The sequence below is a fragment of the Rhodoferax sp. UBA5149 genome (assembly GCF_002413825.1).
Lineage (GTDB): Bacteria > Pseudomonadota > Gammaproteobacteria > Burkholderiales > Burkholderiaceae_C > Rhodoferax.
In genome coordinates this window covers 13,905-16,684 of the sequence record NZ_DHXT01000196.1, presented here as the reverse complement: position 1 = coordinate 16,684, position 2,780 = coordinate 13,905, and the positions used below count along the sequence as shown (strand labels likewise).

Annotated in this window: 3 protein-coding genes; 2 read left to right on the top strand and 1 reads right to left on the bottom strand. The window is 64.1% G+C overall.

Translation table 11 applies throughout. From position 1 onward, the window contains the following. Positions 1–77: 77 nt before the first annotated feature. Both B3V69_RS17560 and B3V69_RS17555 read left to right on the top strand, forming a co-directional pair. Complete coding sequence (locus B3V69_RS17560; RefSeq protein WP_296448292.1) at positions 78–893, top strand: thiazole synthase; 816 nt, start codon at positions 78–80, stop codon at positions 891–893. Further along, a complete protein-coding gene (locus tag B3V69_RS17555) occupies positions 890–1,798 on the top strand; it encodes a thiamine phosphate synthase (protein WP_296448291.1) in 909 nt (302 codons plus the stop codon). Before B3V69_RS17560 ends, B3V69_RS17555 begins: the two co-directional genes overlap by 4 nt. Here B3V69_RS17555 and thiD read toward each other — a convergent pair. Continuing rightward, positions 1,782–2,627 carry a bifunctional hydroxymethylpyrimidine kinase/phosphomethylpyrimidine kinase gene (thiD, locus tag B3V69_RS17550; protein ID WP_296448290.1) on the bottom strand — a complete coding sequence of 282 codons (846 nt, stop codon included), beginning with the start codon at positions 2,625–2,627 and terminating at the stop codon, positions 1,782–1,784. The genes B3V69_RS17555 and thiD overlap by 17 nt on opposite strands. Between the last annotated feature and the right edge of the window lie 153 nt (positions 2,628–2,780).

The window sequence follows — 2,780 nt, the reverse complement described above, 5'->3', positions numbered from 1 at the left end:
CGCTGCCCCCCGAGGGGGCTGTGCTTGCTTGGGGCGGCCCGGCGCGGCGCACGGCGGCGGATCATCTACTTCACACCATGACTATCACAGCTTCCACCACCATTTCTGCTGATCCACTGGTTCTATACGGCCAGACTTTCCCAAGCCGCCTGCTGCTGGGAACCTCACGTTACCCATCGCCCCGTGTTCTGGAAGACGCTGTGCGCAAGGCCCAACCGGCCATGCTCACGGCATCGCTGCGCCGACAGAATGTGAGCGCCCATGACACCCCCAACCGCTTCTGGGACATGTTGCGCCAGCTCGGTGTGCCGGTGCTACCCAACACGGCCGGTTGCCACAGCGTTCAGGAAGTCATCACCACCGCCCAGATGGCGCGCGAGGTGTTTGAAACCTCGTGGATCAAGCTGGAGCTCATCGGTGACGACTACACCTTGCAGCCCGACACCCTGAATCTGGTCGAAGCCGCCAGCCGACTGATCAAGGACGGGTTCAAGGTACTGCCTTATTGCACCGAAGACCTGGTCTTGTGCCAGCGGCTGGTAGACGCCGGTTGCCAGGCCATCATGCCGTGGGCGGCCCCCATAGGCACCGGCAAAGGCCCCATCAACCCCTACGCCCTGCGCACCTTGCGCGAACGCCTGTCGGTGCCCATGATCGTGGATGCCGGCTTGGGCTTGCCATCGCACGCTTGCCAGGTGATGGAATGGGGTTTTGATGGGGTATTGCTCAACACGGCCGTCGCCCTGGCGCAAGACCCGATCACCATGGCCGGCGCTTTCGCCAGCGCAACGCAGGCAGGTCGCGACGCTTTTCTGGCTGGCAGCATGACCGAGCAGCACGCCGCGCAAGCCAGCACCCCGGTGCTGGGAACACCTTTTTGGCATCAGGCATGAGCAGCGCAATGAACACGCACGAGGCACTGGTGCAGGACATCATCGCGGCGCATGCAAGCCTGGCTCTGCCCGCTGCGGCAACAGCGCCTGCCGTCTTCAGCAGCGACGCGCCGGTTTATCGCGCCGCCAAGCAGGCCTGTCTGGCTCTAGGCTTCATCGAGCCCGACGCCGAGTGTCTGGCCAAGGCCTGGCAGCGCGTGTTTGAGCGCACGGGGCAATTCAAAGCAGGCGCCTGGCCCGACCAAGCGGCCGACTTCGGCATCCGCCCCTGGCCTCGCGACGACGCGTTCGCGGCCTGCCCACGCCAACTAGGCTTGTACGCAGTGCTGCCCGATGCGGCTTGGGTGGTGCGCATGGCCCGGGCCGGTGTGGCCACGGTTCAGCTGCGTTTCAAGTCCGACGATGCCCGTGCAATTGACCAGGAGGTACGCGCGGCCGTTCAGGCGGTTCAGGGTACGGACGCCCTGCTCTTCATCAACGACCACTGGCAAGCGGCCATCGCCGCGGGCGCCTACGGCGTTCATCTGGGGCAGGAAGACATGGAGGAGGCAGATCTGCAACAAATCCGGTCCGCCGGGCTGCGATTGGGTCTGAGCAGCCATGGCTATGCGGAGATGCTGCATGCCGATTCTTTTAGCCCCAGCTACATCGCCTTGGGAGCCGTATTTCCCACCACCCTCAAGCGCATGGTGACGGCGCCACAAGGCACGGGGCGCCTGGGAGCCTACGCCAGCCTGATGCGCGACTACCCGCTGGTCGCCATCGGCGGCATTGACAGCAGCAGGCTGCCAGAAGTTCTGGCCAGCGGCGTGGGCTCGGTGGCGGTGGTGCGGGCTCTGGTCGCCGCTGAACACCCTGAAGCCATGGCTGCCAGCCTGCAGGCTGCGATCAGCGCAAAGGCTTAAGCCGCATGGCCACAGGGGCGTGGCTGTGATTGAGCGGGCCGCTGCCCTTGCCGGTGCGCACTTGCGCGCCGGCCTGCAAAGCCTCCCGCACATAGGCGCGGGCGTGCTGCACCGCATCCACCAGCGACATGCCCAAGGCCAAATGGGCCGCCATGGCACTTGAGAGCGTGCAGCCCGTGCCGTGGGTGTTGGGACTGTGAATGCGTGCCGCCTGCATCCAGTATTTTTCACCGCTATTCGTCACCAGCAAATCGATGACGGTGTCCCCCGGCAGATGCCCGCCTTTGAGCAAGACGGCGCGCGCGCCTTTGTCGAGCAAGGCAAGGGCCGCCTGCTCCATATCTTGTGCCGACGTTAAAGGGCGTCCCACCAGCAGCGCCGCCTCATCCAGATTGGGGGTGATCACCGCCACACGGGGAAACAGCTCGCGCACCAACACATCCACCGCCGTGTTGTCTATCAATACCGCACCACTGGTGGCCACCATCACCGGGTCGAACACCACGTTTTTCAGGGCATGCCGGTCGATGGCCTCGGCCACCGTGCGCACAATCTCCGGCGCATGCAACATGCCAATCTTGACTGCATCAGCGCCGATGTCTTCCATCACTGCGTCAATCTGGTCACGCAGCATGTGCGGCGGCACGCCGTGAATGGCGCGCACGCCACAGGTGTTTTGTGCCGTGAGCGCGGTGATCGCCGTCATACCGAAGCAACCCAGCGCCGAAAAGGTTTTCAGATCGGCCTGTATGCCGGCTCCCCCGCCACTGTCTGAGCCCGCGATAGAGAGAACTCTGGGGTACTCGAATTTGAATGCATGAACAGTCATTAATTTATCCTTGTGCAACCGGTTTTAGTCTCGATCCGAATCCATGAGTTTTCTCAGTGCCGCCGCCGCCGCGCGAGGATCTGGCGCCGAACACAGCGCGCTGACGACCGCCAGTCCGTCGGCCCCGGCCGACAGCACCGCACGCGCGTTACC

Bases quoted from the DNA above. Each gene is read 5' to 3' on its own strand.
- B3V69_RS17560 (WP_296448292.1), top strand. From the start codon at position 78: ATGACTATCACAGCTTCCACCACCATTTCTGCTGATCCACTGGTTCTA.
- B3V69_RS17555 (WP_296448291.1), top strand. From the start codon at position 890: ATGAGCAGCGCAATGAACACGCACGAGGCACTGGTGCAGGACATCATC.
- thiD (WP_296448290.1), bottom strand. From the start codon at position 2,627: ATGACTGTTCATGCATTCAAATTCGAGTACCCCAGAGTTCTCTCTATC.